General features: G+C 44.2%; 20 protein-coding genes and 2 pseudogenes. 15 read left to right on the top strand and 7 right to left on the bottom strand.

The window, feature by feature from the left end:
• Window positions 1–76 precede the first annotated feature (76 nt).
• The gene (locus AC6R05_RS14490) at window positions 77–1,375 is read left to right on the top strand and encodes a MipA/OmpV family protein (protein ID WP_500647801.1); all 1,299 of its coding nucleotides are present in this window, start codon (window positions 77–79) and stop codon (window positions 1,373–1,375) included.
• Window positions 1,376–1,463: 88 nt separating this feature from the next.
• On the opposite strand, the gene AC6R05_RS14485 is transcribed toward AC6R05_RS14490, so the two are convergent.
• Entirely contained in the window at window positions 1,464–2,048 is a 585-nt protein-coding gene (locus AC6R05_RS14485) for an FMN-dependent NADH-azoreductase (protein WP_150894352.1), read from the bottom strand.
• Window positions 2,049–2,259: 211 nt separating this feature from the next.
• On the opposite strand from AC6R05_RS14485, the gene hrpA reads away from it, so the two are divergent.
• A complete protein-coding gene (hrpA, locus tag AC6R05_RS14480) occupies window positions 2,260–6,258 on the top strand; it encodes an ATP-dependent RNA helicase HrpA (protein WP_500647947.1) in 3,999 nt (1,332 codons plus the stop codon).
• Between the two features lie 136 nt (window positions 6,259–6,394).
• Window positions 6,395–6,889 (top strand): outer membrane beta-barrel protein, encoded by a 495-nt coding sequence (locus tag AC6R05_RS14475; RefSeq protein WP_150872788.1) that lies wholly within the window; start codon window positions 6,395–6,397, stop codon window positions 6,887–6,889.
• Window positions 6,890–7,051: 162 nt separating this feature from the next.
• Here AC6R05_RS14475 and AC6R05_RS14470 read toward each other — a convergent pair whose 3' ends face one another.
• A complete protein-coding gene (locus AC6R05_RS14470; RefSeq protein ID WP_150872786.1) occupies window positions 7,052–7,810 on the bottom strand; it encodes a hypothetical protein in 759 nt (252 codons plus the stop codon).
• Window positions 7,731–8,498: a hypothetical protein gene (locus AC6R05_RS14465; RefSeq protein ID WP_150895939.1), complete on the bottom strand. Its 768-nt coding sequence runs from the start codon at window positions 8,496–8,498 to the stop codon at window positions 7,731–7,733. Before AC6R05_RS14465 ends, AC6R05_RS14470 begins: the two co-directional genes overlap by 80 nt.
• A gap of 473 nt (window positions 8,499–8,971) precedes the next feature.
• Here AC6R05_RS14465 and AC6R05_RS14460 point away from each other — a divergent pair, with 473 nt between their 5' ends.
• From AC6R05_RS14460 to pheT, 7 genes are all read left to right on the top strand, one after another.
• The gene (locus tag AC6R05_RS14460; protein ID WP_032548792.1) at window positions 8,972–9,760 is read left to right on the top strand and encodes a TetR/AcrR family transcriptional regulator; all 789 of its coding nucleotides are present in this window, start codon (window positions 8,972–8,974) and stop codon (window positions 9,758–9,760) included.
• Window positions 9,761–9,941: 181 nt separating this feature from the next.
• A complete protein-coding gene (locus tag AC6R05_RS14455; RefSeq protein WP_500647800.1) occupies window positions 9,942–12,335 on the top strand; it encodes an efflux RND transporter permease subunit in 2,394 nt (797 codons plus the stop codon).
• Window positions 12,336–12,456: 121 nt separating this feature from the next.
• Window positions 12,457–13,230, top strand: coding sequence for an outer membrane lipoprotein-sorting protein (locus tag AC6R05_RS14450; protein WP_500647946.1), 774 nt, complete (start codon window positions 12,457–12,459; stop codon window positions 13,228–13,230).
• A gap of 9 nt (window positions 13,231–13,239) precedes the next feature.
• Window positions 13,240–14,436, top strand: coding sequence for a hypothetical protein (locus AC6R05_RS14445; RefSeq protein WP_331441816.1), 1,197 nt, complete (start codon window positions 13,240–13,242; stop codon window positions 14,434–14,436).
• A 202-nt stretch (window positions 14,437–14,638) separates the two neighbouring features.
• Window positions 14,639–15,754, top strand: coding sequence for a GGDEF domain-containing protein (locus AC6R05_RS14440; RefSeq protein WP_500647945.1), 1,116 nt, complete (start codon window positions 14,639–14,641; stop codon window positions 15,752–15,754).
• Between the two features lie 280 nt (window positions 15,755–16,034).
• Window positions 16,035–17,018 carry a phenylalanine--tRNA ligase subunit alpha gene (pheS, locus tag AC6R05_RS14435; protein ID WP_500647799.1) on the top strand — a complete coding sequence of 328 codons (984 nt, stop codon included), beginning with the start codon at window positions 16,035–16,037 and terminating at the stop codon, window positions 17,016–17,018.
• A gap of 18 nt (window positions 17,019–17,036) precedes the next feature.
• Window positions 17,037–19,424 (top strand): phenylalanine--tRNA ligase subunit beta, encoded by a 2,388-nt coding sequence (pheT, locus tag AC6R05_RS14430; protein WP_500647798.1) that lies wholly within the window; start codon window positions 17,037–17,039, stop codon window positions 19,422–19,424.
• Window positions 19,425–19,656: 232 nt separating this feature from the next.
• Here pheT and AC6R05_RS14425 read toward each other — a convergent pair whose 3' ends face one another.
• Both AC6R05_RS14425 and AC6R05_RS14420 read right to left on the bottom strand, forming a co-directional pair.
• Entirely contained in the window at window positions 19,657–20,598 is a 942-nt protein-coding gene (locus AC6R05_RS14425; protein ID WP_500647797.1) for a retron St85 family RNA-directed DNA polymerase, read from the bottom strand.
• Window positions 20,591–21,595: a retron St85 family effector protein gene (locus tag AC6R05_RS14420; protein ID WP_500647796.1), complete on the bottom strand. Its 1,005-nt coding sequence runs from the start codon at window positions 21,593–21,595 to the stop codon at window positions 20,591–20,593. The genes AC6R05_RS14425 and AC6R05_RS14420 overlap by 8 nt, the downstream gene beginning before the upstream one ends.
• A gap of 655 nt (window positions 21,596–22,250) precedes the next feature.
• Here AC6R05_RS14420 and AC6R05_RS14415 point away from each other — a divergent pair.
• Both AC6R05_RS14415 and AC6R05_RS14410 read left to right on the top strand, forming a co-directional pair.
• A pseudogene (locus tag AC6R05_RS14415) lies at window positions 22,251–22,518 on the top strand (alpha/beta fold hydrolase); the annotation flags it as partial.
• Between the two features lie 117 nt (window positions 22,519–22,635).
• Window positions 22,636–24,180, top strand: coding sequence for a ParB-like protein (locus AC6R05_RS14410; protein ID WP_500647795.1), 1,545 nt, complete (start codon window positions 22,636–22,638; stop codon window positions 24,178–24,180).
• Between the two features lie 307 nt (window positions 24,181–24,487).
• Here AC6R05_RS14410 and AC6R05_RS14405 read toward each other — a convergent pair whose 3' ends face one another.
• Window positions 24,488–24,745, bottom strand: a complete 258-nt coding sequence (locus AC6R05_RS14405; protein WP_500647794.1) for a hypothetical protein — start codon at window positions 24,743–24,745, stop codon at window positions 24,488–24,490.
• Between the two features lie 71 nt (window positions 24,746–24,816).
• Here AC6R05_RS14405 and AC6R05_RS14400 point away from each other — a divergent pair, with 71 nt between their 5' ends.
• From AC6R05_RS14400 to AC6R05_RS14390, 3 genes are all read left to right on the top strand, one after another.
• Complete coding sequence (locus AC6R05_RS14400; protein ID WP_500647793.1) at window positions 24,817–24,954, top strand: hypothetical protein; 138 nt, start codon at window positions 24,817–24,819, stop codon at window positions 24,952–24,954.
• Window positions 24,955–25,169: 215 nt separating this feature from the next.
• Window positions 25,170–25,310: a transposase domain-containing protein gene (locus AC6R05_RS14395; RefSeq protein WP_500647944.1), complete on the top strand. Its 141-nt coding sequence runs from the start codon at window positions 25,170–25,172 to the stop codon at window positions 25,308–25,310.
• A 436-nt stretch (window positions 25,311–25,746) separates the two neighbouring features.
• The gene (locus AC6R05_RS14390; RefSeq protein WP_500647792.1) at window positions 25,747–26,403 is read left to right on the top strand and encodes a hypothetical protein; all 657 of its coding nucleotides are present in this window, start codon (window positions 25,747–25,749) and stop codon (window positions 26,401–26,403) included.
• A 54-nt stretch (window positions 26,404–26,457) separates the two neighbouring features.
• Here AC6R05_RS14390 and AC6R05_RS14385 read toward each other — a convergent pair.
• Window positions 26,458–26,770, bottom strand: a pseudogene (locus AC6R05_RS14385) (IS630 family transposase); the annotation flags it as partial.
• Window positions 26,771–26,913 lie beyond the last annotated feature (143 nt).

Raw genomic sequence — 26,913 nt, 5'->3', positions numbered from 1 at the left:
TAAAGTTAGTTGACCAAAATTGGTCAAGAAATGTCTATTCGGTAGCAGAAATCGGCTCAACAGAGAAAAAACAGTAATGAAGAACAAATTAATAGCAACCATGGTTAGCTCGGGTGCGCTACTTGGCAGTGGTAATGCAGCAGCGATCGAAGAGCAGGAGTGGGGAATCGCCGCGATGTATCGAACGGCGAGTATTCCCTACGACACGTCCGGTGGTGACCAAACGGTAAGCTCGTTCGTGCCAATGCTGTTTTTTAAGAACGACTACGTCTTTATTGATGGCACAGAAATGGGTGCCTATCTGTTCGAATCAGACGACGAGAAGTGGCAACTGAATGCGATTTCGCGCATGCGTTTTATCGATATTCCTGCATCTGAACAGAATGCAATTGAGGGTGATACAGCCGACTTTGGTGCGCAGCTTGCCTACCAATTGGACGATCAATGGCGCTTAGAAACTGAGTTTATGAGCGACGACTCTTACCGTTTCCATGGCAACTTTAGAGCCAAAGGTTACTACGAAGTCGGGGACTGGGAGTTCACACCAAGTGCGACACTTCGTTATAAGAGTGCCGACTTTAACACCGAGTATTATGAGGTGGGTGGGCAGTCGATTGGTGCTGGTGCCGATTTCAATGTGGGTATTGAAGCCAAATATCATGTTATTTCTAACTTGTACCTGCTTGGTTCGACAAGCGTTACTCGTTTAGATGATAACGCCTACGAATCGTCAATTGTGGAAGACCGCTACCAAGGTGAATTCTACGTCGGATTTGGTTTCTTTAATGACAAAGAGAAAGCGCCAAAACCTCGACTTAGTAACCCAGCCTATCTTCGTGTGGCACACGGTTGGGCAACGCCTTCAAACATCGGCGACATCATGAAGTTCAATCGCGAGAAAGATGAGTTCAATAACCAACTGACCTCATTCTTCTACGGTCATCCACTGACGGATGAGATATTTGGCTTCCCGTTAGATATTTATCTAACGCCCGGTATCGTTCACCACTGGAGTTCAGAGGTTCAATCAAGCAGTACGGAATATGTGGTTGCGATTAAGGCTTACTACACCTTTAACTGGCCAACGCAATGGCGTTTTGGTGTCGCAGAAGGTATGTCATACATCGATTCAATTACTTACATTGAAGCTACAGAGATGGCAGAAAAGGGCTATACCGCAAGTCACCTGTTGAACTACTTAGACTTCTCGTTTGATGTCAATGTAGGCGATCTGTTCGGCAAGAATGATCTCAACAATCTATGGTTTGGTTACTCACTTCACCACCGTTCGGCTATCTTCGAAAACGCGTCCCAGTTTGGTCGCATTAAAGGTGGCAGTAACTACAATACCATCTACTTCCAGTATGAGTTTTAATTACAACTCGATATAACGACAAAAGCCTCATAGTGATATGAGGCTTTCGTTTATTACTCAGATTTTACTCTTTTCAATCAGCGTTACATTACGCCAATTCAGCAAGCTTGCTTTGCGCTTCTGAGATGCCTTTTGCTGCTGCGTCTTCACCCATGTTGAGTGCTTCTGCGTAAACAAATTCCACATCTGTGATGCCAACAAAGCCAAGTACTGTACGTAGGTATGGTGTCACGCTGTCAGTTGCCGCGTCTTTGTGAATACCACCACGAGTCGTTACGACGATCGCTTTCTTACCTTCGATTAGACCTTTCACGCCGTTCTCTGTGTAAGTGAACGTCACACCAGCACGAGCAATTAGGTCAATCCAGTTTTTAAGCTGAGTTGGGATAGTGAAGTTGTACATAGGTGCCGCAATCACTAGCGTATCTGCCGCTTTAATCTCTTCGATTAGCGTATCAGATAGGTCAACAATCGCTTGCTGGTCTTGAGAAAGATCTTCCGTTGCGCGAAGCGCAGTTGCTACCGAGAAGTCCAACACTGGAAGTGGATTTGCAGCTAGGTCGCGAACCGTCAGTTTGTCTTGGTCTACATTTTTGATGAACTCTTCAACCAGTTTAGTTGATTGAGAGTAATCGCCTAGGATGCTTGATTTAAGGGCTAATACACGAGACATAATGGTTTTCCTTGAATAAGTGCTTTTTGTTATGTGATGCATTATAGGAGAACAAAGAAAGCCTAAAAGGCGATAGATTCGCTTAAGTTGTTCGAAAAAATTGAATGACTCTAGAAGGGTGCATTTCGTAAGGTGCTTTCCGTTATCTTGTTCTAGCCCTTATGTGCTACAATTCGCGAAGTTTTATGTAATGAAAAGAATAGGACACGCTTTGACTTCGTCTCCGGAAAAAGCAGATAAGAATCAAGACGCCGCACGTTCGGACGCGGCAGACAAGAATTCTGCTTCTCAGGCTAAGGCCTCCCAAAATACACCTGCCTCTCTTCGTAAAGCGCTCAATGAATGTATGATGCGCGATCGCTTCCGTCTGAGTAAGCGAATTGCAGGTGCTAGCCGAATTAAAAACGAGAAATCGAAACACGCAGTCTTTGACGAGATTGCACTAGATATTGCCCAATCGATGATGACGGCAACTCAGCGCGCTGCGCAAAAGCCAACCATCGAATACCCAGAAATCCTGCCCGTAAGCCAAAAGCGTGACGATATCGCTAAGGCGATTGAAGAGAACCAAGTGGTGATCGTGGCGGGTGAAACGGGTTCAGGTAAAACAACTCAACTTCCTAAGATCTGTTCTGAGCTTGGACGCGGTCGCTATGGCCTAATTGGCCATACTCAGCCACGTCGTCTGGCTGCGCGTTCGGTAGCGAACCGAATTGCAGAAGAGATGGAAACCCAACTGGGTGAGTTTGTGGGTTATAAGGTTCGATTTAACGATCAAATCTCGGATAACACCCAAATCAAACTGATGACCGACGGTATTCTACTGGCCGAGATTCAGCACGACCGTTATTTAAACCAGTACGACACCATCATTATCGATGAAGCGCACGAACGTAGCTTGAACATCGATTTCATCATGGGTTACTTGAAAGAGTTGCTGCCAAAGCGTCCTGATCTGAAAGTGATCATCACGTCGGCAACCATCGACCCTGAGCGCTTCTCTAAGCATTTCAATAATGCACCAATCATTGAAGTATCAGGTCGTACGTACCCAGTAGAAACTCGCTACCGCCCACTGGGTGGTGACGACAGCGATTCTGATCGTGACCAAATGGAAGGTATCTTCGAAGCGGTTGATGAGTTATGTGATGAAGGCTTAGGCGACATCCTGATCTTCATGAATGGTGAGCGTGAGATTCGTGATACTGCAGATGCGCTAAGTAAGCGTAACCTGCGTGATACTGAAATCGTGCCGCTGTATGCACGTTTGTCAGCGGGTGAGCAGAACCGCATCTTCCAATCGCACACGGGTCGTCGAATTGTACTGGCAACCAACGTAGCAGAAACCTCGCTAACGGTTCCGGGCATCAAATACGTAATCGACCCAGGTACTGCGCGTATCAGTCGTTACAGCTACCGTACTAAGGTACAGCGCCTACCGATTGAGCCAGTATCTCAAGCGAGTGCTAACCAGCGTAAAGGTCGTTGTGGTCGTGTGGCTGAAGGTATCTGTATTCGTCTGTACTCTGAGGAAGATTTTGAATCACGTCCAGAGTTTACCGATCCAGAGATTTTGCGTACCAACCTAGCGTCGGTAATCCTACAGATGACGGCTCTTGGACTAGGTGATATCCAAGCCTTCCCATTTGTAGAAGCGCCAGATAAACGCAACATCCAAGATGGCGTAAGACTGCTTGAAGAGCTAGGTGCGATTGCATCGGGCAAACCAAACAGCAAGAACAAGAACCAAGGCGACGATACTAAGAAGCTAACGGCTATTGGTCGCAAGCTATCTAAGCTGCCAATCGACCCGCGTTTAGCGCGCATGGTTATTGAAGCTCCCAACAATCGCTGTCTGCACGAAGTGATGGTTATCGCGTCTGCATTGTCGATTCAAGACCCGCGTGAGCGTCCGTCTGACAAACAGCAGTCGTCTGACGATAAGCACAAGCGTTTCTTCGATAAAGACTCAGACTTCATCACCTTCGTGAACCTGTGGGACTACATCAAGAAGCAGCAAAAAGCGCTGTCGAGCAACCAGTTCCGCAAGCAGTGTAAGCAAGATTACTTGAACTACCTGCGTATTCGTGAGTGGCAAGATGTGTACTTCCAAATTCACCAAGCAATGCGTGAATTGGATACCAAGCTTAACGACGAACCGGGTAGCTACGAAGGCATTCACCAGTCGCTGCTATCGGGTTTGCTATCGCACGTTGGTATGAAAGACCAAGAGAAGAACGAGTACCAAGGTGCACGTAACGCTCGCTTCCATATCTTCCCTGCGTCTGGCCTGTTTAAGAAGCAGCCTAAGTGGATCATGTCCGCTGAGCTGGTGGAAACCTCAAAACTTTGGGGTCGTATCATTGCTAAGATTCAGCCTGAATGGATTGAACCATTAGCTAAGCACCTCATTAAGCGCAGCTACAGCGAACCTCATTGGTCGAAGAAACAAGCCGCGGTCATGGCGCACGAGAAAGTGATGCTTTACGGCATTCCAATCGTACCTAAGCGCCTAGTGAACTACGGTTCAATTGACCCGACTGTGAGCCGTGAACTGTTTGTACGCAGCGCACTGGTTGAAGGTGAATGGGAAACTAAACATGCCTTCTTCAAACAGAACCGCAAGCTTCTGCAAGAAGTGGAAGAGTTAGAGCATAAATCGCGTCGTCGTGACATCTTGATTGATGACGATGAGCTGTTTGATTTCTACGACCAACGCGTTGGTGAAGAGGTGATTTCTGGCCGTCACTTCGATACGTGGTGGAAGAAAACCAGCAAACAGACGCCTGAGCTACTGAACTTCGAGAAATCGATGCTGTTCCGTGGCGATGCGAGCCATGTTACTGATTTAGATTACCCGAACTTCTGGCATCAAAATGGTTTGAAGCTGAAATTGAGCTACCAATTTGAGCCGGGCGACGACAACGATGGTGTGACGGTTCACGTACCACTGCCGATTCTGAACCAAGTAGAGCAGAGTGGCTTTGACTGGCAGATCCCGGGATTACGTCAAGAACTTGTCATTAGCCTTATCAAATCGCTACCTAAGGCGTTACGACGTAACTTTGTGCCTGCGCCAAACTATGCAGATGCATTCCTTGCGCGAGTAACACCACTTGAAGCGCCGCTACTCGATTCTCTAGAGAAAGAGCTACGCCGTATGACAGGTGTCGAAGTAGTGCGTGATGATTGGAAACTTGACCAGATCCCAGAGCACTTGAAAGTAACGTTCCGCGCGGTAGACCACCGCCGTCGTAAGCTGAAAGAGCACAAAGATCTGCACGAGTTGAAAGAGAGCTTGAAAGACAAGGTTCAAGAGACACTATCGAAAGTGGCTGATGACGACATCGAGCAGCAGAACCTTCACACGTGGAGCTTTGGCGAACTGCCGAAGGTGTACCAACAGAAACGTGGCGGTTACGACGTAAAAGCCTTCCCAGCGTTAGTGGATACCAAAGACAGTGTAGAGATCAAACTGTTCGAAACTGAGCAAGAGCAGATCTCAGCAATGAAAGCAGGTCAGCGTCGTCTGATTTTGCTTAACGTGCCATCGCCGATTAAGTACCTACACTCGAACCTGCCAAACAAATCTAAGCTAGGTCTTTACTTTAACCCTTATGGTAAAGTCCTTGATTTGATTGATGATTGTATCGCTTGTGGCATCGATAAGCTTATCGAAGAGAAGGGCGGTTTGGTTTGGGAACCAGAGCAATTTGAAGCATTGAAAGAACACGTTCGTGCAGAGCTTGGTGATACGGTCGTAGAGATCGCTCAGCAAGTTGAAACCATTCTGACCACAGCGTTCAACATCAACAAAAAGCTGAAAGGGCGTGTTGATCTATCGATGGCATTTGCTTTGTCGGATATCAAAGCGCAGATAGAAGGGTTAATATTCAAGGGCTTTGCGACTGAATGTGGTTGGAAGCGTCTGCCGGACATCCTGCGCTACATGCGCGCGATTGAGCGTCGTATGGAGAAACTGCCGATTGATCCGAACAAAGACCGCTTACACATGATTAAAGTCGAATCAGTAATGAACGATTACAAAGAGTTACTGAATAAGGTGCCAAAAGGGATCGCGGTTCCAGAAAATGTCAAAGAGGTGCGTTGGATGATAGAAGAGCTTCGTGTAAGCTTCTTCGCACAGCAACTTGGCACGCCATACCCAGTATCGGACAAGCGTGTTAAAAACGCTATCGATGCTTGTTAAGGATTGAGCGAGATAATCGAGCAAGGTTCAGGTATGAATCTTGCTTATTTTCTTGTTAATTGGATAGTAATTACAAAAAGACGTTTTAGTGGCAATCATTTACCGCTTAAGCGTCGCTAGGACGAGAAGGTCAAGTATGAAAAAAACGTTATTAGCGCTAGCTCTGCTAGGTGCATCTTCAACAGCGATGGCTGATTCATGGTTATACGGTGGTGTAATGGGTGGTCAAAACTCATTTGCTGACGAGAGCGAATCAGCGGTGGGTATCCACGTGGGTACAGGTATTCTACCTATCATCGGTGTAGAAGCAGGTTACTGGGATCTAGGTTCTTTCAGCAACACTAAATACGGCAACCGCACTGCTCAAGACATTGACGCATCAACAGCTTACCTTGCTATTAAGCCAAGCATCGACTTCGGCCCTCTACACGTTTACGCGAAAGGCGGTCTGCACTCTTACGAGCTGAAGGGCGAAACATTTAAGCAAGACGACGTTGATATCATGTACGGTGTTGGTGCAGAGTACTTCATCTTTGGCCCAGTATCTGTTGGTGCAAGCTACCAGAACTTCAAGATGAAAGACGATGACTCAGGTGTATTCACGCTAAACGCGACAATCCACCTACTGTAAGATTTTTCTAAAGCAGTGAGTCGTCATTTTGGCGCTTTCGATTTGAATCGCACCAAAAACAACGAATTAATAAAAACGCCAGCGTAATTGCTGGCGTTTTTGTATTTGGGCTTTTAGTAGCGAGTTTATTGCGAATAGCTAGCTCTATTGCAACTAACTAGTTTAGCGAGACTTTTTACTGTCTAGAATCTGTTGGATTCTCGGGTTCAGCGCTTTACCGTGCTTCTCTTCATACTCTTCACGTTTCAAGTCGTTGAGGTTCTTCACTGAGTTCGCAGCCAGCAAATGTTGTGGTAGTTCAGTATGAAGCATGCCTTTCTCATCAAGTCTTTTTGCTTCCAAATAGTACTTCTTGAATAGGGCATCAAGCTTGTTTTCAGCTGTGCGTTTCAAGTCGTAGAGTTTGTTTTGAATCAGCCACTTTTCAATTGGGTTGATAGCAGTACGAGATAACACGCGAATGCGGCTATCCAATAGCTCTTCTTCTGTCAGTGAATCTTTTAGGATCCACAGCTCACCCATTTGTGGCGGCCAGCTGTTACCCAGTTGAATACGCTCATGACAGTGCATCAGCACGCGGTTTAAGCCGTCAGAGTCGATGGTATTAGCGAATTCAATAAACTTACCGCTTGGCTCACTGCCGTATTGGTATTCCCACTGCGTTTCATACACGCTTAAGAATGAACCAAATACATGGATGCACCAGTCAGACAGCTCTAGCTCAGCCGGATCTTGGTCAACGACGGGCACTTGCTGATTTGAGCCTGTATTGGACTCAACAACCGGTACTGATGGCGAAGCAGCGACCGGTAAAACTTCTGGAACAACAGCAGGCTCAGGATCAGAAAGTTGGCTTTTTGCCTTTCTGGATGAGTTGCTGCCTGAAGCGCTCAGATGGGCTAAGCTTTTGTCGATACCCATTTCCTTGAGTTTGTCCTGAAGTTCCTGAATATTGAGCGGTTTTCGGTTGTTGTCTTTCATTTTGCTTCTCGTTAACTAGCCAGTACTGCAACTTAGATTCAATTCGAGATATTGGCATTAATTCATTGGCTTTGGCTTTGTACCAAAGGACAAACTTCTTCCATATTAGATTATGGTCACCGGACAATCCGGAAAACTTAAACGCACGTTCAGCCCACGATGGAATGTTCTCTTCATCCAGATCGTGAGTTGAAATTGTGTTGCCATTCATTCCCCCGCGGCTTTGTGGGCGAGGGGAAGTCGACATCACTTGCATTGGCGCTGGAGCAGGCTGATATTTCGGTGCAGGTGCAGGTGCAGGTGCAGGTGCAGGTGCAGGTGAATAAACTGGAATGGAGTTGACCTGTTGTGCAGGTTGCTCTTGTTCCAGCAGCATCTTAAACACGTGAATTTCTTGGTTGTCTCTGCGCTCGACTTTCACTTTATCTAGCCAACCATTGTCGACTAGGGCTTTTAAGCAGTCCGCTAATCCAAAAACAGATAGAGCCGTCAGCGTAGAAGCCTTGTTAAGTTCAATCGTTGCGTAGCCTTCATCATCGGCATTGTCCGCGAGTAAAAGCATCACCAACTTTTCAGCTGGGCTGCTGGTATTAATTTTCCAAGTAAGATAGGTAAATTTAGCGCTCAAAATGATGCTCTTGATAAAGTACAACTCATGTTCCCATTGTAAGCCACCCACACCGGAATTTATAGCAACTTCAGCTAAATCAATGTCAGCTAAACAAATATTAAGCATTGCTGAGCATTCAACACTCCACCTCTATTTCCAAAAGACGTATTTAAGAATCATAACGACCTATTTAAGAACCATAACGATCCCAGAGTGAACAGTTCGTCACGTAAGGTATTGAAAATGTATGAGCTTGGTTGAGTAATGGTTAGAAATGATTCATCAGTCGAATAAATTTATAAATGAGACTTGATTTGATCAATAGTTGAGCTATTATGACGATAAGTCAAAAATGACGAAGCGTCACAAAATGGCAGCGTACATGATTATGGGATTCATGTTATTATATTGAGTAGGAGTATTGTTTAATACAGACAAGGTTTAAAACAGACCACGCCTGTATACAGGCTGAGTTAAGGTACGGACTAAACATGAAGTTTGGCTTAGGTTGCAAAGATGAAATAAAAGGAATGCTAGGGTGCATCTCGGGCATGACTAAGAAACAACAAGCGATCGCAGAACGCGAGGTAGAGCTTATGTTGTTGGCAAGGGATATCGTTAGAGAGCAGGGCTTTGGTAACTTAACAATGGATAAGTTAACCGCTGCGAGCTCTTACTCGAAAGGGACGATATACAATCATTTTTGCAGTAAAGAAGACGTTGTTTTAGCCCTGTGTATTCATTCACTTAAAACAGAGGCGATGTTATTTGCGCGCTCTGGAGAGTTTGAAGGCACAAGCCGTGAAAAAGTAATGGCACTGCACGTTGCATACCGAATCTATGCACGCATGGAGCCAGTACTGTCAACCTGTGCAATTATGGCTAAGAGCCCTTGGATACTAGAGAAGGCCTCGCCAACAAGAGTGCAAGAGCTCAATCAACTCGAAGAGATGGTGATTCAGCATGCCGATGAGTTGGTAAACCGCGCTGTTGAAGCGGGGGACCTGAAGTTCTCTTCTGGAATTGGTTCTGATGCTATTGTTTTTGCAAACTGGTCGATCGCTTTTGGTTCTAATGCCTTGAACCAAAATGCATCCAACAGCCACTGTATTAAACGAATCCAAGACCCATATTCAGTGTTGCATAATGCCAATATGCTTTTAGATGGCTTGAACTGGAAGCCGCTCTCTTCGGAATGGGATTATAAAAAGACCTGGCGCCGAGTAGAGCAAGAGTTGTTCAGTGAAGAAGTCGCCTACCTAGAATCTGTTGGTCGTTAAGTAGATTCAGCCCACTAATGTGGGTTGTTTTAGCACCATTAGTGACGAATCGTCAAAAAAATGAGCTGATTTGAGTAGAAGCGAGTCAGTTCTTAGTTTTGACCTCATTTTGTATGTTTGCCAGCGAATTGCTGGTTTTTAAATATACATTTATGACGAATCGTCACATATGGAGGCTGTGATGGAACCCCAAAATCAACCATCAGAAACACAGAGTGCTTGGTATACTTTACCCACCCAACGCTCGTTTATAACGCTGTTCGTAGTGTTAGCGGTGATCGCCGTTGCGACGTTCGGTGCCAAAAACCTCTATTTCAGAGGTGACTACAACATCTTCTTTGAAGGAACCAACAAACAGTTGATGGCGTTTGACGAGATTCAAACCACCTTCGCCAAAACAGACAACCTTTCCATTGTGATCGCCCCAGACGATGGCAATGTCTTCACTCCAGAGACTCTCACTCTGATTCAAAACCTCACTGTCGACTCATGGCAGATCCCATACTCTAGTCGTGTCGATTCTATCGCTAACTATCAACATACCGAAGCGTTTGAAGATGACCTATTGGTCGAAGACCTCCTGTATGAAGAGTATGAGCACACGCCAGAGCGAATCGCCAAAGTAAAACAGATTGCCCTCAACGAGCCACTCCTCAAGAATGCATTGGTGTCGGCCTCTGGCGATGTAACGATTGTTAATGTGACCGTGCAGTTGCCAGAAGTGGATAAAACTGCGGAAGTACAAGAAGTTATCGTGGCTATTAATGCCATGATCGACAAGTACCAAGCTCAGTATCCGAATGTTGAATTCCATAAAGCGGGCATCATCGCCATGAACAACGCTTTTATGACTTCCGCTCAAGAGGACAGCTCAACGCTAGTGCCATTAATGCTGTTAGTGGTGTTGGTGTTCCTTACCTTTATGCTGCGTTCGTTCTTTAGCGTTGTTGCAACCCTTGTGGTGATCATCTCCTCGATTCTCGCGACCATGGGCTTGTCTGGTTGGGCTGGTATGTTCTTAAGTACCGCAACCGTGAATGTTCCAACATTGGTGTTAACCCTAGCGGTGGCTGACTGTGTACACGTGATTGTGACCATGCGCCAAGCTATGCAGCGCGGACTGACCAAAGCCGAAGCGATTAAATACAGTATCAAGCTTAACTTCATTCCGATTCTAATTACGTCAGTCACCACTGCGATTGGTTTCTTGATGATGAATATGTCGGATTCTCCAGTACTGCGTGACTTCGGTAACTTGTCTGCACTGGGTGTGATGATCGCTTGCTTGCTGTCAGTCTCTCTGCTGCCTGCGCTGCTTAACCTGCTGCCGGTGAAACGCCTTGCGCCAACCACTACTGAGTCTGAAAAAGTGACCTTCATGGATAAGCTGGGCGATTTCGTGGTGAACAATCGTAAAGCCTTGCTACCAGTTTCTACGCTAGTGATAGTGGTTGCTGCGGCCTTGATTCCACTTAACAAAGTCAACGATGAATCGGTGAAGTACTTTGATACCTCAAACGAGTTTCGCCAAGCTGCTGACTTTATGGAACAGACCATCAGTGGCATGACCAACCTAAGTATCGCGATAAAAACCAACGAGTCTCAAGGCATTGCTGACCCTGTGTTCTTGCAAGCGATAGGCGACTTTACGGAGTGGTTACGCGTTCAGCCAGAAACCGACCATGTCGCGACACTGTCAGACGTTTATAAGCGTCTGAATAAGAACATGCATGGTGATGATCCTAGTTATTACCAACTGCCACTCGATCGTGAACTCGCGGCGCAATATCTGCTTCTTTACGAGATGTCTCTGCCTTACGGGCTAGACCTAAACAACCAGATAAACGTCGATAAATCCTCGATCAAAATGGTACTCACCGTCGACAACCTCGGCAGTGTGGAGCTGGTGGAGCTTGAAGAGCGCATCTACGCATGGTTCGCAGCCAATGCACCTCAATATGAAGTGGTCGCGTCTAGCCCATCTCTAATGTTTGCTCACATCGGTGAAACCAACATGGCGAGCATGCTTTCTACCTTGCCAATCACGCTAGTGCTTATCTCTGCGCTGATGATCTTCGCTCTGCGTTCGGTTCGCTTAGGCGTGATTAGCCTAGTACCAAACATTGCACCAGCGATCATTGGCTTTGGTTTGTGGGCGCTTATCTCGGGCGAAATCAATCTTGGTTTGTCAGTCGTAGTCACGCTTACTTTGGGTATCGTGGTTGATGATGCGGTGCACTTCCTAAGTAAATACCAGCGTGCTCGCAAAGAAGGCCAATCAGCTGAACAGGCGGTGCGTTACGCCTTCCACACCGTTGGTCGCGCATTGTGGATCACCACAGTGGTGCTTGTTGCTGGCTTTAGCGTACTCGCGCTATCTGGTTTCAGACTCAACGCCGACATGGGCTTACTGAGTGCCATTGTTATCTTCATCGCACTGGTTGTGGATTTCATTTTGCTACCAATCTTGCTGATGATTTTCGACAAAGAAAACCACTACGTGAGCGACGCAAAAAAGCAAACCGCTACCACACAGGCAAACCCAACCGCCGAGTTATCCACTTCGACCAAATAAGGAAATGTCAGCCTGTAGATGCGGGCTGACCAAGGAGATCATTATGAAAAGCTTTAAACACTTTATCAGTAACAGAACGATGGCTAACAAAACAAAAGCAAAGAAAACACTAATAACGTCAATGATAACAATGGGTGCGCTAACCATAGGCACATTTGTGGCTTTACCTGCCCTGGCTGACTCTGCAAAAGGGCTAGAAATTGCAGAAAAACGCAAAAGCCTAGATACAGGCTGGGGCGATTCGGTTGCGACCATGGAGATGCTGCTTAAAAACAAACAAGGAGAGAGCAGCACTCGCTTAATGCGCCTTAAATCTTTAGAGGTTGATAACGATGGCGATAAAGGCTTAACCATCTTTGATCAACCGCGAGATGTAAAAGGCACGGCTTTCCTCAACCATTCGCACATCACCAAGCCAGACGATCAATGGCTGTATCTACCAGCTCTAAAACGTGTGAAACGTATCTCTTCACGTAACAAGTCAGGCCCGTTTATGGGCAGTGAGTTTGCTTACGAAGATTTGAGTTCATTCGAGCTAGAAAAGTACACCTTTAACTATGTGGAAGACGCCAAACTTGATGGACTAGACACGTTTGTATTAGAGCAAGTGCCAACCGACAAAAACTCAGGTTACACCAAGCAGAAAGTGTGGCTAGACCAAGAGCATTACCGCCCAATGAAAGTTGAATTCTACGACCGTAAAGGTGCACTGCTGAAAACCTTGTCGTTCCAAGATTACAAACAGTACCTAAATCAGTACTGGCGTGCTCACACTATGGCGATGCAAAACCATCAAACGGGTAAAAGCACCGTCCTAACGACAACAGATTTGGTGTTCCAGAACGGACTTGAAGAGCGCGACTTCCAGAAAAATACCCTTAAGCGAGCGAAGTAGGGCATTGATATGAAAAGGAATGTGTTACTAGGCTCGCAGTTGGCGGTGACTATCGCCGCGACACTCGGTTTAATGAGTGTCTCTTCGATGTGTCATTCGGTTGAGCTGGCAGGGCAAGTCAACGTAGAACATCGCCAGTTCTTCAGTGACGGCTTACAAGGGCAGAGCAAAGACCAAACCTCTTTGGTGCTGCAACCTGAACTCTATTGGGAACAGCAAGACGGTAATGGTAGCTTCACCTTCACCCCGTTTTATCGCTTTGACAGCCAAGACGATGAGCGAACCCACGGTGATATTCGAGAGGCGTTGTACCTCACTTATTGGGATGATTATGAACTGCGTGCCGGTGTCGGCAAAGTGTTCTGGGGTGTGACAGAGTCTGCACACTTGGTGGATGTAGTGAACCAGACTGATGCCATTGAATCGGTCGATGGTGAAGCCAAACTTGGCCAACCCATGGTGCATTTCACGTCTGTTAAAGATTGGGGCACCGTGGATGCGATGCTACTGCCGTATTTCAGAGAGCGCACCTTTGCGGGCGAGGACGGAAGGTTGCGACCAACCATCCCAGTCTCTGACGATGCGCTGTATGAATCTTCGAGAGAAGAAAAACATGTCGATGTCGCGCTGCGTTATAGCCAAATGTACGGAGATTGGGACGTTGGCTTAAGCTACTTAGCAGGTACCAACCGCGACCCATACTTTCGCTTTGAAGGGAACAAGCTCAAACCTTACTACGCTCAAATGCAGCACGTTGGTTTAGATGTTCAAGGTATTGTTGGCGACTGGCTACTCAAGTTAGAAAGTGTTTATCGAGACAGTTTCGATAACCACACAGGGTTAGTTACAGGCTTTGAATACACTTGGGTAGGGGCGTTAGATTCGTACTGGGACATCGGTTTTCTTGCAGAATATCTGTATGACAGCCGAGGCAACAACGCGCAAAACGTGGGGCAAAACGATGTGTTTGTTGGAACGCGATTTGCGCTTAACGATGAAGATGGCACCGAAGTTCTGGTCGGCATGACGCAAGACTTAGACAACAGCGATGTTTACAGTGCACGCGTAGAAGCCTCAGCCCGCATCAATAACCACTTTAAGTGGCGATTGAACGGTTGGTTGTTCGAGAACGAAACGCCGGAAGACTTGTTGTTCTTTGCTCGCAAGGACGATTTTGTTGAGCTGGCGTTGGAGTATTACTTCTAATGTTGGCTAATTGAGGCGTTGTTGTTGAACAAAACGCCTCAATTTTGGTTAGGACTGCGGTTTATAACGATCAAGGTCGTCTTTTTATAAAATCGGCGAGAAATCAAATAGCCCTAAAGGTAAGGTGGTTATGTTAATTGACCACCTATAATGATCGGATATGCATTTAAATTATGCTGGCGGCATTGGCCCTAAGGGACTTATGAATTCATTTAATTGGGATAAAAATTTTGAAACAGGTATTGATGCTGTAGACGAACAACATCAATACCTTGTTGGCTTTATCAACCACTACGGCAACCTGTTATCGGAGAATACGATTTCTATCGGTGACATTAACGTCGCTCTGCTCGATCTTACGCGCTATGCCGAATTCCACTTTAAGGAAGAAGAGTGTTTGATGAGAGAGCGTGGTGTGCATGAAAAACACATCGAAGAGCACATCAAGGTGCATCGTGTTTTTATGCAAGACATCTACAGCATGCAAGCATTCATCTTAGAAGAAGATCAATCATCGGCACGACAGTTACTTGATTTTCTGATCCATTGGCTTGCCTATCATATCCTTGGTATCGACCAAAACATGGCGCGACAAATGGCAGCGATAGCAGAGGGCGCAACACCTCTACAAGCCTTTGAAGCAGAAGAGAAGCAGCAAGACTCTTCGACCATTCCCTTATTAGCTGCACTTAAAGGTCTGTTTGAACAGGTGTCTGAGCGCAATAAACAGTTGTTACGCTTCAATCAGTTACTTGAAGATAAGGTTGAAGAGCGCACGGCTGAATTAAAACGAGCAAATAAGAAACTTGAAGAGCTGTCGTTAACAGATTCGCTCACCAAATTACCTAATCGTCGCTGTGCGTTTAAACAGCTCGCAGTGCATTGGCAAGAATCCCAAGAGCTTGGCCTACCTTTGGTTTGCATTATGATCGATGCTGACCACTTCAAGAGCATAAATGATACCTGTGGCCATGATGCTGGTGACTTGGTATTGCAAACCCTCGCACGCGAGCTAAAAAACACCTTCCGTAATGACGATGTTGTATGTCGGCTAGGTGGCGATGAGTTCTTGGTGATTTGCCCGGATACCGACCTGAAAGGGGGGATGTACATCGCGGAAACGGCTCGTCAGAAAGTGTCTGAATTAAAGGTTGAAACCGGTCATCAAGCTTGGGTAGGCAGTATTAGTGTCGGTGTGGCAGAAATAACCCCAGAGTTCGAATCGATGAGTGAGTTGATCAAGGCCGCCGATGAATCTGTTTACCTAGCGAAAGATGCGGGCAAAAACAGCGTGTGTTCGATTCAGATTCAGGCCTGATTTTCTTCCAGTTCTGGAATACCGTTTGCTCATTCTCTCGGGTGTAACTTAGTTATAATTTCGAGTGAAACTCACCTCTAAATTAAGGAGTGGTACCTCTGTTTGTGCCACTTCTTCATCCTTCTCACTCATATCCCGTTAAAGTTGCCGTGTTTTTAGTCAATAACTTGTTCTTTTGGCAATTCAATTTGGCATTAGTAGCTGGTTTGATTACTATGTGTAGCTATCGAAAAAACTAATCATCCGATACGGACACTACCAGAAGGTAGATGAGGAAACGATGCAACATCTAGAAGAGATCATTGCTAATGCAACGACAGCGATTGAAAGCGCTGATTCGTTAGTCGCACTTGATGAAGTGCGAGTTCAGTATTTAGGTAAGAAAGGTGAACTAACTTCACAGCTTCAAAGCCTAGGTAAACTACCACCTGAAGAGCGTCGCACTGCTGGTCAAGAGATCAACAAAGCGAAAGGTGCTGTTCAACAAGCGATAGCAGCTCGCAAAGATGCACTACAACGTGCAGAGCTAGAAGCGAAACTGGCAGAAGAGACAATCGATGTGAGCCTACCAGGTCGTCGCATTGATAACGGTGGTCTACACCCAGTAACACGCACAGTTGAGCGTATTGAACAGTTCTTTGGTGAGCTAGGCTTTAACACTGAGTCTGGTCCTGAGATTGAAGATGCATTCCACAACTTTGATGCACTAAACATCGCAGAAGATCACCCAGCTCGTACTGACCACGATACCTTCTTCTTTAACCCAGACCTAATGCTACGTACGCACACGTCTGGTGTTCAAATCCGTACAATGGAAAACGGCAAGCCTCCTTTCCGTTTCATCGCTCCGGGCCGTGTTTACCGTAACGACTACGACCAAACTCACACGCCAATGTTCCACCAAGTGGAAGGTATGCTGGTAGATGAGAACGTAAACTTTGCTCAGCTGAAAGGTATTCTGAACGACTTCCTATGTAACTTCTTTGAAGAAGAAGTAGAAGTGCGTTTCCGTCCTTCATTCTTCCCATTCACAGAGCCTTCAGCAGAAGTTGACGTGAAACGTAAAGATGGCAAATGGCTAGAAGTTCTAGGTTGTGGCATGGTTCACCCTAACGTACTTCGCTCTGTAGGCATCGACCCTGAGAAATACTCTGGTTTCGCATTCGGTATGGGTGTTGAGCGTCTAACAATGCTTCGTTACGGCGTAAATGACCTTCGTGCGTTCTTCGAGAACGACCTTCGTTTCCTAAAACAATTCAAGTAATCCGGGGCAGTCAAAACTATGAAATTCAGTGAATCTTGGCTACGCGAGTGGGTTAAACCTGCAATTAACAGCGAAGAGCTAGCTCACCAAATCACTATGGCTGGTTTGGAAGTTGACGATGTAGAACCTGTTGCTGGTGAATTCACCGGCGTTAAAGTAGGTAAAGTGGTTGAGTGCGGTCAGCACCCAGACGCAGACAAACTACAAGTTACAAAAATTGATATCGGCGAAGAAGAGCTTTTAGACATCGTTTGTGGTGCATCTAACTGTCGTCTTGGCCTAACTGTAGCAGTAGCAACAGTTGGCGCAGTACTTCCTGGTAACTTCAAAATCAAGAAAGCAAAACTACGTGGCGTTCCATCGCACGGCATGCTTTGTTCTTTCTCTGAGCTAGGTATCGACGTAGAGTCTGACGGCATCCTTGAGCTACCAGAAGGTACAACTCTAGGTATGGACGTTCGTGAACTTCTAGACCTAGAAGACGTTGCGATCGACGTAGACCTAACAGCGAACCGCGCTGACTGCTTCAGCATCCGTGGTCTTGCTCGTGAAGTTGGCGTACTAAACCGCGCAGACGTTACAGAGCCAGCAGTTGAAGCTGTTGCTACAAGCATTGAAGACACAGTATCTGTTGAAATCAAAGCAACTGATGCGTGTCCACGTTACCTTGGCCGTGTGGTTAAGAACGTAAACGTGAAAGCGGAAACACCAATCTGGATGCAAGAAAAACTGCGTCGTTGTGGTATCCGTTCAATCGACCCAGTTGTAGACATCACAAACTACGTGATGCTAGAGCAAGGCCAACCAATGCACGCATTTGATCTAGCTAAGATCGAAGGTGGCATCGTGGTTCGTCTAGCAGAGCAGGGCGAAAAACTAACACTTCTAGATGGCAACGAAGCTGAACTAAACAGCAACACGCTTGTTATCGCTGACCACAACAAAGCACTAGCAATCGCTGGTATCTTTGGTGGTGAAGAGTCTGGTGTAACAACTGAAACTACAGACGTACTTCTAGAAGCAGCCTTCTTCGCACCGGATCACATCCGTGGTCGCGCACGTGCTTACGGCCTACACACAGATTCTTCTCTACGTTTCGAGCGTGGTGTTGATTCAACACTACAAGCAGCGGCAATGGAGCGTGCAACACAGCTTCTAGTTGATATCTGTGGTGGTGAAGTTGCGCCAGTAAACGGCAGCGAATCTGAAGCTGATCTACCAAAAGCAAACGTAGTTGCTCTACGTCGCGTTAAGCTAGACAGCCTACTAGGTCACGAAATCCCATCTGAAGACGTGGTAGAAATCCTAACTCGTCTAGGTTGTGAAGTGGAAACTACAGATGCAGGTTGGACGGCAACGTCTCCATCTTGGCGTTTCGATATCGCAATCGAGCAAGACCTAATTGAAGAAGTAGGTCGTATCTACGGTTACGATAACATTCCAAACCAAGCGCCTAAAGCGGCACTTAAAATGAATGACCACAAAGAAGCTGACCAACCGCTTAAGCGCGTTCGTGATCTTCTTGTAGACCGTGGCTACCACGAAGCAATCACTTACAGCTTCGTAGAGCCAGAACAGCAAAAACTGATCGTTCCAGATGTTGAGCCGCTAATCCTGCCATTCCCAATCTCTGCGGACATGTCAGCAATGCGTCTTGGCCTAATTCAAGGTCTTCTAAACACTGTTGTTCACAACCAGAAGCGTCAACAGCCACGCGTTCGTCTATTCGAATCTGGCCTACGTTTCATCCCAGAAGCATCAGCTGAAAACGGCATGCGTCAAGAAATGATGCTAGCGGGCGTTATCTCTGGTACTCGCGGTGAAGAGCACTGGGACGTTGCAACTAACACTGTTGACTTCTTCGACCTGAAAGGCGACCTAGAAGCAGTTCTAGAGCTAACAGCGAACGAAAAAGCTTACAGCTTCAAAGCAGCTAAGCACCCAGCACTTCACCCAGGTCAAACTGCGGCTATCGTAGTAGACGGTAAAGAAGTGGGTATCATTGGTACTGTTCACCCAGAGCTAGAGCGTAAGTTTGGTCTAAACGGCCGTACTATCGTATTCGAAATCGAATGGGCAGCTATCAACACTCGCGTGCTTCCAGAAGCAGTAGCAGTATCTAAGTTCCCTGCAAACCGTCGTGATATCGCGGTTGTTGTTGATGAAGCCGTAGCTTCTGGCGACATCGTAGAAGCGTGTATCGCTGCTGGTGGCGAATTCCTAACAGACGCTAAACTGTTCGACGTTTACGTAGGTAAGGGCGTAGAAGAAGGCAAGAAGAGCCTAGCTATCGCACTGACTCTACAGTCTGTAGAGCGCACACTAGAAGATGCAGACATCGCTGGTTCAGTAGATGCTATCGTAGCTTCAATCTCAGAGAAATTCGGCGCAGCACTTCGCGACTAATCTCTTCTGATAGATAGAAAACCAAAGGCCTCGCAATTGCGAGGCCTTTTTGTTTTGGGTAAGAATAAGGGGGGGGGGCTAACCTCATTATTGGGTAACAACGTGTTATATGCCTCACTAAAATAGCATTTGGCGGATTACCTTAGGTATTGCAAAAACTCTGAGTAAGTGGCCAAACTCACTTATCCACTGCAAAAACAGTCTAAGGTTATAGGTCTGGCACAATGAGATCCTATGGTAAAATATCAAATGTCTGGATCTTTTTGATGGTTTCTACACCGTACCTATCTTCGAGGCTCTTTACAAATTCCGGTTCAATATGTTTTGCAAACCCTAAACTTCCTTTTAGAGTTTGCACATCCTTATCATTAGTTTTTCCGTTAATGAACCTATGGATACTTACCCTAATATTCCTCTTATTTTCTCTACCTATAGATAGTTTTCCCGTGTTTGACAGCGTGACGCCAGTAACGTGTCGATTATGAGCTTTAGAAGAATGTACGGTTTTTTCCTTGTTAATCTTGATGTTTTTTCCAAAGTTCAATCTAAGTAATTTGACCACAGTGCGTTCTAATTCAAATAAAACATTTTTCTTATTGGTGCTGAATGTCATATCGTCGGCATAACGAGTGTAAACGATATTAAGCTCTTCACAGTGTTTTGAGATTTCTTCATCAAAGAAGTACATGATTGCGTTTGAGACAAATGGAGAGCTAGGTGCTCCAATACTCAAGCGCAGTGGACTGTTTCTTCTTAGTTTCCAAAAAAATAATTGACTAACGAGAATGTAGTCTTTTTCACTCAATTCGATACCGTGCTTCATTACTACATCAGAAAGAATAGTCGGGGTAATGGAGTCAAAGAAGCGCTTTAAGTCCATTTTTAACAGATAGCGAGAGTGTACGTGCTTCTTAGCATTCTCTTTTATTCCCCTGCCTTTACAGTAGGCCATAGCTGATTGATGAACAGGGATAACTTCTTCTAACTCGGAAGCTACATACTTTTGGAGTATCTTTACTGTTCTGGAAGGTTGAGCTATTAGCCTTTTTTCAGTGCTATTACGCTTGTCAATGTAGTAACGTTTGTAGCGGAGAGGCACTGTATGAAGGTAAGATAACAGTTCGTCATCCGAAAGGGATAGTTGCCCTTGTAATGTTTCAAATAGATTAGTCATTGGCTTTCCTTATTTGAACTATACGTTTTAGAGCATTAAATCTTTTCTTTGCAATTTCTATTTCTTTTTCATCTTCTGTTTTCATAAAAACAGGATTAAATGAACTCCTGATTTCCATTTTCAAGTTAGGTGCATCGAGTACTTTCCCTTTTCTAGATTTACCAAATTTTATTTTGGATAGTGATTCGTCATTGACGTAATAGTACTTAGAACCACTGTACTCATAGGGAGAAGCAAGCTTGAATTTTTCCAGTAAATATAGGCACTTAGTGATATTTCTTGTAGGGTAATCGATTTCCAAGCAAATTAAAGCCATTTCTATTTCGCTTAGTTTGATGGGCTCACATAGACGAATTATGTCGTGAATAAGATAAGACATGTGCCCTGAGTTTTTCACGTCGAACTTATCTGTCTTTTTAACTTTTGCCAACTTATCTTTGATATCACTTACTACAAAATCAAGCTCATCATATTTTATAGATTCGGTATTTGCCCACGGATAAATCATGACGGACGTATCATTGCGTCGTTTAAGACTCTGAATCGCACCTAGATAAATGAACGAAGAGTATGCTGGTTCATTATCTTCTTTAGCTTCAAGCTCTTCAGCAGGCACAAAAACTATCAATCTATCTTTGAGCTCAATTCGATTGCAAAACAGCCCCAGCTCAACAAGTGAACCGGCGCTCTCAAGAAATATTACGACAAGAGTTGATATGCTAGCGATATCATCTTCAAACTCCATAAGGTCATCATAGGCACCATCTTTAAAATAGTCTTTAAAGTCTTCTGCTGCAATTAGGTGATCTGTGATGTTGCTTGTAGTGTCTTTTGCGAAGTAAGTAAAAACTCTTTCTCTCACACTTGCAGCAACCTGAGTCATAGGCCCGCCACAGACGAAAATAATAGGAGGGGTACTGAAGTTGACAGAAAAGTTTGAATGATTGAGATCACTAAAGATAGTTTCTGTAACGCTGCTGTATGTGTTTTCTGTCATTTTCTACATAAGCTATGGCTAATTAAAGATAAGGCAACCAATGGTTGCCTTATAAGTACCTTTACCTAAAGGATGCGCTGAAGACTTTTCGTGCGCTCCTGAGGAACGAAGGATCGTGCGGAAAGTGCTGAAGCGCAACCCTAAATGTCCACAATAAATTACTGTCTGGCGATACGCCCGACAAGTTCTGTTTGCAACAAAACCAACGCGTAAAGGATTGTTTAGAATATACATTTGTACTTTCTAAGTATCAAGATAATTCTATAGACATTGCTAAACCGCAGCGAAGCTGCGAAAGAAACCACAGATTAATAAAAGAATTAATCTAGTTATTTTGATGATTTTTATATGAATTGAAAATTAGATACTTGGTAAAACTTACAGCTAAACTCATTACACCACTTCATTTAGGCCTAGATTGCGTTTTAAGTTACATACCATCGAAATAGTTTTGGTAGGGGAAATACTCGCCCTGAAAATGTGTAGAGTATTAGATCTGAACGATTGTGGGACAAAAATGAATTGGTCGAGCCACAACAACAGAGTTTTGTATCTAAATCACCCTTGACCTGTCTATAACTTCACACTTTATAGTGGCTAAATTGATTGAGAGGGGCACTTTCTGTGTTCCCTCCAAAGTAAGTAGTGAGACACTATGAAACGCTTAATTCTAAACATCACGCTCTTGGTATTCATGGCGCTTGGTAGCATTAATGCCATGGCTCATGATTCAACGTTTAAATACGGTATCGTGATATCTCACGATGGTGAGCAAATTGCATAGTGAAAAAGTGGGAGCGGGAGGGACGGCGACGATCTTCACTCACGGTTGGAGCTTAGACAGCAGGCTATGGCAAAACCAAGTGAGTGAGTCTTCAAAGCAGTACCAAGTGATCACTATGGACTTAGCAGGGCATGGTAACTAATCGTTCAACCACTACAGAACGAGTGCAACATCTTCTTTATTAAAGTGAAATATTAATGTCACGGTAGCAGATTAATTTAGCGTATGAAATTTTGTTACGTATATAGAAGGACTTATGAAAAAAATTGGGTTTGTTGCCACGATTGGCGCTCTGGCTATCTTCGCTTTACCAACTCACGCAAGTAATGTCTCTGAAGGCGATGTCATTAAACTTAGTCTCCATGAGTTAAAACCAACTCAACCATCTGTGGGTTACGATCAAATTATGTACAAGTTGGGTCGTTACCAATTTGACCAAGAAAAGATGTTTGATGAAATCTGTGAAGCCAACGGCCAAAAAGGCGTAGTGAGCATCAAAGACCAAGCACACCCGAATATTCCTTCGACTTTCACTTGTGAAACGGAAACAGGTGCACGTAAAAAAGACATGAAGACTGTGGTTATCGCACCCAATGGTGAATACTACCTGACAGACGGTCACCATACGTTCAATGTGTTCTACCGCATGTCTCAAGGTGGCGCATCGTTCAATGTGAATGTGGTGGTTGATAAAGATTACCGCAACCTCAAAAACATGGACGCGTTCTGGAACCAAATGGCAAAAGACGGCAATACATGGCTGTTTGATAACAACGGTGAAGCGATTAGCTATCAACAACTTCCAACCTCTCTTGGGCTAACCAACTTCGCTAACGATCAATACCGCTCACTGATGTACTTTTCTCGTGATGTGGGCTGGAATAAGCCAAGTCAGCCTGTCCCGTTCTTAGAGTTCTACTGGTCTAAAGAAGTACGTAAAGCGATTGATGCAGCAGACTTTGATCTGAATTCTACCGAAGGTTACGCAAAGGCAGTCAATGCGGTCAGCAACCATATCCTATCTATGGATACGAACAACGTTGGTGGCTCAAATCTTTCGGTTAAACAGATGGGGCAGTTTAGCGCATACAACCAAAAAGGCTTCGATAAACTGTTCAAAGAGCGTGGTAAGGTTGACTACATGCTGCGTTACAAAACCACATCGACCGCCAACGGTTTAAGCTATGACTTAGCAGCGGCGTCAGCTCCTGCATTAAAACAATTAGACTCATTTACCCTTGAAGCAAACTCAAGCTTTAATGATTACCCTGCAGCTTCTGCTGATGGCATCGTCAATGCAATTGTAGAGATCCCAACAGGGACTTCTGCTAAGTGGGAACTAAGCAAAGACAATGACAAGCAAGTTATCTGGGAACACAAAAAAGGCGCTCCACGCGTGGTTAACTACCTTGGTTACCCAGGTAACTACGGCTCAATCCCACGTACTGCACTACCAAAAGAGCTTGGTGGTGATGGCGACCCATTAGATGTGATTGTTCTTGGTCAGTCTGTACCACGTGGTGAAGTTGTTCCTGTACGTCTGATCGGTGTGATGAAAATGCTAGATGATGGCGAGCAAGACGACAAGCTCGTGGCCGTTCTCACTAACGATTCACCATTTAAAGATGTTACTTCTCTAAACGAGCTAAACAATACCTACCCAGGTGTTCAAGACATCGTTGGCCTTTGGTTTGAAAACTACAAAGGCCCAGACGGTGGCATGGAACTGCAAGGCTGGGGCGACGATGTGGAAGCCAACAAGATCCTTGAGGCAGCGAGAAAACACTACGCTGTAAATTAAATTGCGGTTTGATTATTGGATTGTTGGAAAGTAATCACTCTATGGATAAAACTAAGGCCTCGTTTGCGCGAGGCCTTAGTCTTTTAAGTCTAATCGATGGAGTCTGTCACACTGTGACAGCCCATTACTTTCTGTCTTGAGATTCTTTATATTTTTTTGCAATCCACTCATGCAAATGAAGTCCCGTTTGACGCTGTAGGAACACACTGATACCAGCCAAAATTAACAGTCCAATTATTGTGCCCATAATCATATCCACGTTTTGTCATTGTGTAAATTCAAATTAATCAATACCTTAGTGCTTTGACTAATCCATTGATTTCATCATTTTGTCTATATTAAGCCCACCAAGATCCTCGAGGTTGTTCTTTATCTCCTCATCGATTGATAACTGGCGTTCTACTTTCTTTACTTCCTTCTCAAGAAACTTCTCAACTTCTTGAGATACGTTGAACATTAAGCCCTGCTCACGTGCTGCTTTTCTCGCTCGTTTAAGGCGAAAATCTAAGTCTGTTCGGATTTTAATGTTGAGTGATACCTTGGGTTGTTTTTTCTGTAATGACATATCGATTCTCAATTTTGCCTGAAAAATACTATAAACTTTTCTACCTTTTTAGCAAGAAAAGTTCAGCGGTAATGGACTCTGGAGCGAATCAGAAATACACAAAAGCTAAAAGCATTTACTACATTGAAAGCTCAGATCGTTTCCCGATGCTAGAGCAACGACAGCAGTTCGACATGAAGTTGATGAAAGCGGCGAAGTCAGTGAAGTAGGGCGGTTGTAACTGCTGATTGAAAAACTAAGGCCTAGCATTTCGAGTAATGCCGATCAGTTAAGAAATTTGTGAGATCATTTGAACGATCATCAAAAAGCTTCAAAATGCGATATTAGGAAACTAATACCGGATTTCTTTATGTCTTTAGAGAATTAGTTTGCGAATACTTTTCGGACATGTAATGCCTTACATCACTTTGATAAATACTCTGAGATTCTTAGCCCAGACCTTATTCAGAAAGGTTTTGAACAACCCGGAGTAGCAACAGTTCGAAGAGGGCGACGACCTTTAGAAGCCATGCTTTGGTCTGTTGTGGGGGGAGCCTTTTTCGACAGCAATCCGTTTGGGATATAGTTAATCAACTCGATCATGGGTACTGAGAGGTTACCAGACTCTACATATACTTCTTCAGAAGGAGTATAAGTAGTATATAAAATAGTGAAAATGAAAATAGAGCTCATGATGGTACAATTTATCTACTGTTAATAAAGCTAGGTTTAGGCATAATAGAAGAGCTAGAGTTTTCAGATTATAAGGTATTTAATTCATCGAGGGGTTGGAATTGCATGATTGACTTCAGTCAGATTGGGCACGTTGAGTCAATACATGTTAAGGTTAAAAAATTTGGATTAGGTGTTTATTGAGTTAGTGTTAACCGGATGGTTTCGGGAAGACGATCAGCTATTAGTAATCTAAGGTTGATCCAGATTCAAAAGGAGTAAGAGTGGAAACTTGTTTTAATAGAAATAAAACTATTGATATTATTAAATTTAAGATAAAGGTGTGGTAAGTGAATATAATAAAATACAAGCACTACCTCTCAGTTTTCGTCATGTTCTTTCTTATAGCGTGCTCAAAAGAAACAGATAGAGAAGATCTCGAATATCTTATCAAGACTGAGCAATATGAAAGTGTACTAAACTTAATTGATGATTATATTGAAAAAAATAACAAAGATGAGCTTGGTTATTATGTTAAAGCTATTGCTTTGATTAATACAGGTCAGGATTATTCAGATATATTACCTGTGTTGGATATGGCATTTTTGAAATCACCAAGTGATAAGGTAGAAGAATATGCATATGCGATGAGCATCATGCTGCTACAGAATCGATATTGTGATGAATCTTTATCGATAGCTTCAAAGGTGGGGTTTAATTTACACAACCCAGATTCAAGAGAATTTAGTTTGTTTGCAATTGGATATGCTGATTGCGTTTCTCTAAGTAGTTATAAATCTAAAAGTTTCATAATTAATCTTTATGAGAGGCTATTACTTCAAACTACATATAACTATGAGTTAACTGAAAGTTATATCACATACTTGGCTAACATTAATAAGTGGGATGTGGCTGAAAAAGTTGTGGAGAGATATAACGTAAATAAGCCTAGAACGAAACATTTCAATGAGTTATTGAATTATTTGAAAGAACGAAGTGAAAAATAAAGTAATAGCACACTAATTATAATATTTAAATTGCTAACGATGTTTGTATCCCCGTTAAACTGAAGATGTAGGTGTCAGTATCTGAAAGTTATTTGTAATTCTCGATACAAGTAAGCCTAAAAACTTTTGGTAACGTAATGTCAAAAGACTTTTTGATAGCAGAGGTGAACACTGTTTTTAGGGGAAACAAACATTGTTAATTTACGCTTTTCCAAAGCAGCCCTATTGGATTCAAGTTGCGGGTGTATAGAAGGAAGAAATTAAGCTCAATATATAGTACTTTTACCGTATTTCTCATCATTTCAAACCGATGATAAGCTGCGCCATCAAGTACAATATGCTCGGGCTGATCTTGTGGATAATATTCTCAATATTAGAAAACCCTAGGGAGGTTAATGTCATGTTGATCATAGGCATTAAATCGTTGTGTTGAATAGTTGTAGTTGGTTGATAAAAAAGAAGGCCTGGAGTGAACGAGGCTTTGAATGGTTCAGTCAAACTGAATTAGTA

Source organism: Vibrio sp. R11-SG3-ISO9 (assembly GCF_059834255.1).
The sequence above is the reverse complement of the archived record's forward strand: the minus strand, read 5'-3'. Positions and strand labels throughout refer to the sequence as shown.

Coding starts and splice junctions, on each gene's coding strand:
- AC6R05_RS14490 (WP_500647801.1), top strand. CDS start 77: ATGAAGAACAAATTAATAGCAACCATGGTTAGCTCGGGTGCGCTACTT.
- AC6R05_RS14485 (WP_150894352.1), bottom strand. CDS start 2,048: ATGTCTCGTGTATTAGCCCTTAAATCAAGCATCCTAGGCGATTACTCT.
- AC6R05_RS14475 (WP_150872788.1), top strand. CDS start 6,395: ATGAAAAAAACGTTATTAGCGCTAGCTCTGCTAGGTGCATCTTCAACA.
- AC6R05_RS14470 (WP_150872786.1), bottom strand. CDS start 7,810: ATGGGTATCGACAAAAGCTTAGCCCATCTGAGCGCTTCAGGCAGCAAC.
- AC6R05_RS14460 (WP_032548792.1), top strand. CDS start 8,972: ATGAAGTTTGGCTTAGGTTGCAAAGATGAAATAAAAGGAATGCTAGGG.
- AC6R05_RS14455 (WP_500647800.1), top strand. CDS start 9,942: ATGGAACCCCAAAATCAACCATCAGAAACACAGAGTGCTTGGTATACT.
- AC6R05_RS14450 (WP_500647946.1), top strand. CDS start 12,457: ATGATAACAATGGGTGCGCTAACCATAGGCACATTTGTGGCTTTACCT.
- AC6R05_RS14445 (WP_331441816.1), top strand. CDS start 13,240: ATGAAAAGGAATGTGTTACTAGGCTCGCAGTTGGCGGTGACTATCGCC.
- AC6R05_RS14440 (WP_500647945.1), top strand. CDS start 14,639: ATGAATTCATTTAATTGGGATAAAAATTTTGAAACAGGTATTGATGCT.
- pheS (WP_500647799.1), top strand. CDS start 16,035: ATGCAACATCTAGAAGAGATCATTGCTAATGCAACGACAGCGATTGAA.
- pheT (WP_500647798.1), top strand. CDS start 17,037: ATGAAATTCAGTGAATCTTGGCTACGCGAGTGGGTTAAACCTGCAATT.
- AC6R05_RS14425 (WP_500647797.1), bottom strand. CDS start 20,598: ATGACTAATCTATTTGAAACATTACAAGGGCAACTATCCCTTTCGGAT.
- AC6R05_RS14420 (WP_500647796.1), bottom strand. CDS start 21,595: ATGACAGAAAACACATACAGCAGCGTTACAGAAACTATCTTTAGTGAT.
- AC6R05_RS14410 (WP_500647795.1), top strand. CDS start 22,636: ATGAAAAAAATTGGGTTTGTTGCCACGATTGGCGCTCTGGCTATCTTC.
- AC6R05_RS14405 (WP_500647794.1), bottom strand. CDS start 24,745: ATGTCATTACAGAAAAAACAACCCAAGGTATCACTCAACATTAAAATC.
- AC6R05_RS14400 (WP_500647793.1), top strand. CDS start 24,817: ATGGACTCTGGAGCGAATCAGAAATACACAAAAGCTAAAAGCATTTAC.